This window comes from Escherichia sp. E1V33 (genome assembly GCF_004211955.1).
Classification (GTDB): Bacteria; Pseudomonadota; Gammaproteobacteria; order Enterobacterales; family Enterobacteriaceae; genus Escherichia.
The window spans coordinates 1-5,814 of sequence record NZ_RHJI01000043.1 but is presented as its reverse complement, the minus strand read 5'-3'; the positions used below and the strand labels follow the sequence as shown (position 1 = coordinate 5,814).

At 42.2% G+C, this 5,814-nt stretch carries 3 protein-coding genes; 1 reads left to right on the top strand and 2 read right to left on the bottom strand.

Translation table 11 applies throughout. From position 1 onward, the window contains the following. The first annotated feature begins 156 nt into the window (after window positions 1–156). Window positions 157–1,935: a hypothetical protein gene (locus tag D9742_RS22730; protein WP_130238314.1), complete on the top strand. Its 1,779-nt coding sequence runs from the start codon at window positions 157–159 to the stop codon at window positions 1,933–1,935. Between the two features lie 382 nt (window positions 1,936–2,317). Here D9742_RS22730 and D9742_RS22725 read toward each other — a convergent pair whose 3' ends face one another. Continuing rightward, window positions 2,318–3,031, bottom strand: a complete 714-nt coding sequence (locus D9742_RS22725) for a ZirU family protein (RefSeq protein ID WP_130238313.1) — start codon at window positions 3,029–3,031, stop codon at window positions 2,318–2,320. Window positions 3,032–3,109: 78 nt separating this feature from the next. After that, the gene (locus D9742_RS22720; RefSeq protein WP_130238312.1) at window positions 3,110–5,389 is read right to left on the bottom strand and encodes an inverse autotransporter beta domain-containing protein; all 2,280 of its coding nucleotides are present in this window, start codon (window positions 5,387–5,389) and stop codon (window positions 3,110–3,112) included. Between the last annotated feature and the right edge of the window lie 425 nt (window positions 5,390–5,814).

Genomic DNA, 5,814 nt, shown 5'->3' with positions numbered 1-5,814 from the left:
CATAGACGATCTGGCGGGCTGCGATATGCCGCCGCAGGGCGTGGATCAGAGCACGCTGAGAGTGGAATACTATTGCCAGAATAAGCAGGAATTCTCTTATCTGCGCGAAGTATTCATTGATATAACAATGTAATTAATAAAGTTAAAGGTGATGTCATGTTAAATATGCGAAAAATTAAATCTATAGAGAAGTTTAAATCTGAGAAATATCTCAGAGATGCTCATCCGGTGACTTCTCATGTTAACGCCCTCACTCCAGGGGTATTAACATGCAGCTTCCCTTCTCAGAAAGGGATAGTGCGAGGGCAGATTATTTATCTGGAATTTTATTATAAATACCAGAACGCGGAAATTGCCATGGATCCTAGCGCAATAAAAATGGATGTGGCGAGTAAAAATATTTTACCAAAACCACAAGGTGAGGGAGAATTTACGGATACTGACGGTAGCAAAGTTTATATGTACAAGTATTCGTTCAATGTACCTAACAATATTGCTCTGGGCGATAAAGCGATCGACTTGACATTGACTGTACAAGCCCTGGGAGCAGCTGCGCCAGTAACATGTCACTGCCAATATTATGTACTGGAGTCAAATACTGATCTCGATGATGAGATTACTATCTCTTTTGATGACACTCAGATTATTGATTTGAATGCCCCGGAAACTCTTAATGATAGTTATTCAAATCTGTCTGGTGTCACCTATATTACTGGTACGATAACGTATAAACGTAATTTGACGAAATATCCTGGCGATGAAACACATCAGGATATCCAACTGTATCTGCGACCTGTAAGTATGGCGCAGGCGGTATTCGAAAACGTATTTTTTATGATGTCTGATACTAATCAGGGGGGGGGCAAAGCATATCCTGACATGCAATATCATTATGTTAGTAATTTAACCTCGAGTAAACTTGATGGTTTTGTTATTAACCTTAAAAATGATTCAGCATCGAAAACTGGCGTGGCAAAGTTCCGTATTTACCCCTGTGCTAAAGATGCCGGTTTCCTGGTAATGACAGTAAGTTCAGGTTCCCCGGATATTGATACTTCTGACTCTAAAGGTCTGTTTATTGAAGGCATTACGCCAGAGTACATGGGATATTCAATGTACTTTGAAAATACTGACGGTGATATTCTTGATGAAGATCAACAGAAAGTGAATTTGCATTTCAAATCTCTGGAAGATACCGAATCTAAACCTGATTATGGCGGTTTTATAAACGATACCATTCTTGTGTTTAATGAGCCAACTTATGTTGATCTTATGGGAACAGCTGTTATTGGTGATCGAACTTTTTTGGGGCGTTATGAGGTTCCTTCAAAACCGCAGAAAACGATTTATCCCTTTGAATTCGATACTACAGAGTTAATGGTACAGGATAACGTAAATAAAGCCAAAAACAGGATTTCATACATTGTTGCTGAACGTAGCGGCAACGTAGGGATTTCTGAACATAAAAGACTTATTGTCACGAAGGCAATTCCAGTGACGCCGCCGAAAAAAGGAACGTTAAAATCACCAACCTTTATTGATGTTAGTGGAACGGAAATGGTATCAGGAGGGATCATTAATAAGCATCGTATTGGGAATGGCCTGCCTGGTGAACATATGTACTATCGTATTCCGGTTGCTGGAAACCTTACTGCGGGAGATGTTATTAATACTAAAATTGAATTATCGTATTACGATGATGATAATTATGTTTATTCAAATTTACCCAGTCGGTTGCTTCACTCCTACGAAATTATGCCAGCAGATGTTACACTAGGTTACCTCCAGGTCGAGGTTATGTATGAAGACCTTTGTAATTGCAACAGCGATCCTTTTGGTACAACCAGTAGTAAGTTAATTATCTGGTATGAGACTGAAGGGAACGCTGAAGCTGTGTCTTCTACGCTAATTCTTAATATCGATACAGTAATGTAAGTCAAACATGGATACCAGCAATAACGCTGGCATCCATGTTTATATTCTATTGCAATAATATTTTGGTATTAATATGTCAAATTATAAATTATTAATCATAGGTGGCATATTATCTTCATTGGCAGGGTGTGCTTATGTTGTGCATCCTCACTGGGATAAATGTGGTAATTCTGCATGCACCGTACAGGCGATAAATATAACAAAAAAATAGGCTGTTGATTTACAGGTCTGTTTGTTGATTGTTATTTTTATCTACATAGGGGATTAGTTTAAGTTTTTCAGAAAACCGCCGTTATAATTAGTGTGGCGGTTTTCTGACTATTAAAAATAGCACATTACTACTGTTCTTTATTCCCTTTATTTGGGAAGAAAAACAGAAGCATCAAGGATTGGATACAACCACCTGAACTTTTCGTTTCTGAGTCTCTTTAGTGACTTTCCAAGTACTGTTTGTTGCCCCTGTTATATCGATATATTTACCGCTATTGACGGAGTCCTCGACCTGCCACTGGTAGTTCAATACACCGCACGCTTTTGTACAGGTTGGTGTAGCTGTCAGAGTGTCATTAACGATAGGTGCGCCAGAAACACCGGTACCGCCGCTAATTACCACTTTAATGACATCGTCGCTTCCAGAAATCGGTAGTCCACCCGCTGTTCCGTTTACCGTAGCCTGAACAGGTGTGCCCTGGAATGGCTCAGTAATATTTTTGTCAGTTTGTGGAGTAACAAATAGTGTAATTGTCTGTCCTAAATCTTTGTCCTGAATAGTGTAAGTTTCGGTCACCGCCACTTCAGTAGAACCAATCTTCCAGCTATAGAGTCGGGGAGTCGTTGTATCGGGTTTATCTCCATCAACATCGGCAAATGCAAAGTCATGAGCGGGATCGATTTTTACGACATCGCCGTGGTCAAGAATGCCATTTGCATTTTTATCCTCAAAAGTAATCTCACCTGCAGTCAGGGTTGGCTCATGTCCTGTAATGGACATCGTTGCGGAAGAGGTGATTATTGCTGCGACGGCATTAACACTCATACTGAGTAAGAAGCCCATTGTAATGCTGGCGGCAGTCTTTTTTTTTAAGCTTAGTTTCATATTCTCTTGTCTTACTATTTATTAACAAATACACAATACAGATATGGGATAACGATGACTTTCTGGCTCAGTAATAAGTCATTTGATAATTTGTACCCGCACTTTTCGCTTTTGATCGGCGGTGGAAGGAACATATGTCATCGCTGTGGCACCCGGAATATCGACATAATTATTACTACCTGCTTGATCTTCTCTCTGCCATTGGTAAGTCAACGCATTGCAGTCTGTGCTACAAGGCATTGTTGCTGTCAGCGTATTTCCCACTACAGGCACACCAGTAACCGTTGCGACAGAAACTGTTGTCAGATTAAAGATCAGGCGTTTGCCGGTATCTTTGCCATTAATTTTGACGCCAACAGGTAACTTTGGATTTTCCAGAAGACCACTAAATGTTGTGGTGTAGTGTCCAGGGTTGCTTTCCTGAACGGTATCGAAGGAATATTTCGATGTATCTACAGTACTGTCAGCAATAAAGAATGTTATGCGTTCTTTTTCGTTGCTAATTGGCTGGCCCTTGCTGTCTTGCAAGGTAAGGGCCAGAGTCGACTTTTCCGTGCTTCCGACAGAAAACGTTGTCTTGTCAGCAGTAAGCGTACTTTGCTCAAGTGCGGCTGATGTATCTGTAAAAATGATGTCAGCAGATGCCAGCGTTGTATCTTCCAGGCTTGCAGTAATAGTAAATTTTCCAGCACTTTCACCGGCAGTTACCGTTGTTGTGTAAATTCCATTACCAGACTCTTTGAGTTTTCCCAGTTGCGGCAATACCGGAGCCTGAGGCTTTAAAGTGACGGTTCCTTTCGCCAAAGCCATACCGTCTACCAGCGAGTTGATTGGAGTAAATGCACCATTGAGAATTATCTGCTCTGCTTTGCCGCTTATCGGTTTTTTCTCATTATCCAGTAGAGCAATTGTCAACGTAGTTTGTGTTTTTGTATCTGCCAGCAGATGCGCCACGGCGATGCTAAGACTGGAATATTTCTTACTTATTATCGGTGGCGTAAGAACAACCTGCATTTCGGCGGGTTGCGATGCATTACCACGGGTATCATGCGCAATAGCGGAGATTCCCCATGCATTGATCGCGCCATCTTTCCATTCCGGCAACACCATCTGCCAGTGGGCTCCCTGACCGATCAACTTACCGCCCGCGGCTAAAAATGATGCGTCATCCCATTCAATATCTTTCAAACCATGTTTTGCCTGCACATCAGGCAACAACGGAATGACCTGTTTTGATTTTCCTGTTACTCGCCCCGGGAGGTGTAATTTGATAACGGTTTGTTTGCGATACTCAAGAACGATGTCGTTATTACGATTAACAAGGTCATAGCGGCTGCCATTCAGGGTACGAATGCCTTCTACGGCATCCGTATTTAATTGCTGACGGAGTGGGGTGCCGATGCGCCAGTTCACATCCGCTTTTAGCTGAGTGTCATGTTTTCCACTCTCGCCAGTGCGATGTTCCGCGCTTAATGTCAGCAACGGAAATGGAGTGAAATTCACGCCGACAGTAAGAACCCGGGGGTTTTTCTGCCGGTTTTCTTTACCAAACAGCGCGACCTCCCGACCGAAATACTGCTCATACGTTAGCCTTGTCCCCAGTTGCGGGAGAGCGGGAAGGTATCCTTCCAGACGTAAATCCCAACCATTGGCAGGCCGTTCTTCATAATCTTCAACATTCGGAGATGCTTTCCATCCGGTTAGCCCGATGTAGCCATTAGCGGAAAATTTAACAAAATTACGCCAGTATTCGGCGCCAATCCCCGCCCGGGCATGATCACCAGATAAATCGTAATCGATAAAGGTATTGAGGCCATACATCGTTTGCTGGTTGAAGTGGCGATAACCAATGCCTTGGTTCACAATGCCCCGCCCGTCCACACGGTGGACGCCGCTTTGAGAAAACAGCAGATTGTTCGGCACGTCGTACCACGGATGAAGCAATATAAAAGAGGAATCTTTTAGCGATAAGTTATCGTCGGCGTTGATTTCTATTTGTGCTGTTCCGTAATGTTGCAGCCATTCAGCGGCGCTTTGATTTGCCTTACCCAGCACAAAGCCTTTGGCCATCGCTTTTGCCATGTTGCTATCCGTATGACCAGAAAGCACTCCTCCAGCCTGAGACGCGAAAGCGGCTAACTGAGTTAATTGAGCATTTTCCTGATCACGATCTTCCGCTTCTGTATCCGTACGTGAGCTATCTCGTTGCGTTTCATAAGGCGTGGCTTTTTGCTCGGCGAGCAAAGCGGCATCCGCACTGGCCATAGCAGGCGATATAACCTGGCAAATCGAACCGATCACGACCGTTATACTTTTAAGAACAAAACCGTGGCTAATTATTTTGTTGGTATTGTACATATTCTATAGATGAAGGCATTTTTATGTTAAAAATAATTTTGCTTTAGGAAAAAATGTTGATGAAGCAAAAGCATGTACTATCTTATAATCAGCATTCATTAAGTTAAATTATGAATAAGCGCCATGAAGAGAGGGTGATTCCTGTATTGATGTAATTTTGGTTAATGAACAAGTAGGATGATTGTTAGCACTGTAGCGAGTTATAAATCAGCATACAGCCACTGGACCCTGTTGAAGGGGATATAAAAATTATGATTTATTTTTTTGAAATGAAAGGCAAAGTATTTGCAATGATTTTGAAAAAGTGTATTTGTCCTGGTAATCGATAAGTGCGTTAAATCTTTAGACATTGTCTGCTGCGCCAGCATTAATCCTGTGCTATAGAGTTAAACCATCCCGTGGATATGTAAATAGACCCGTTTTAG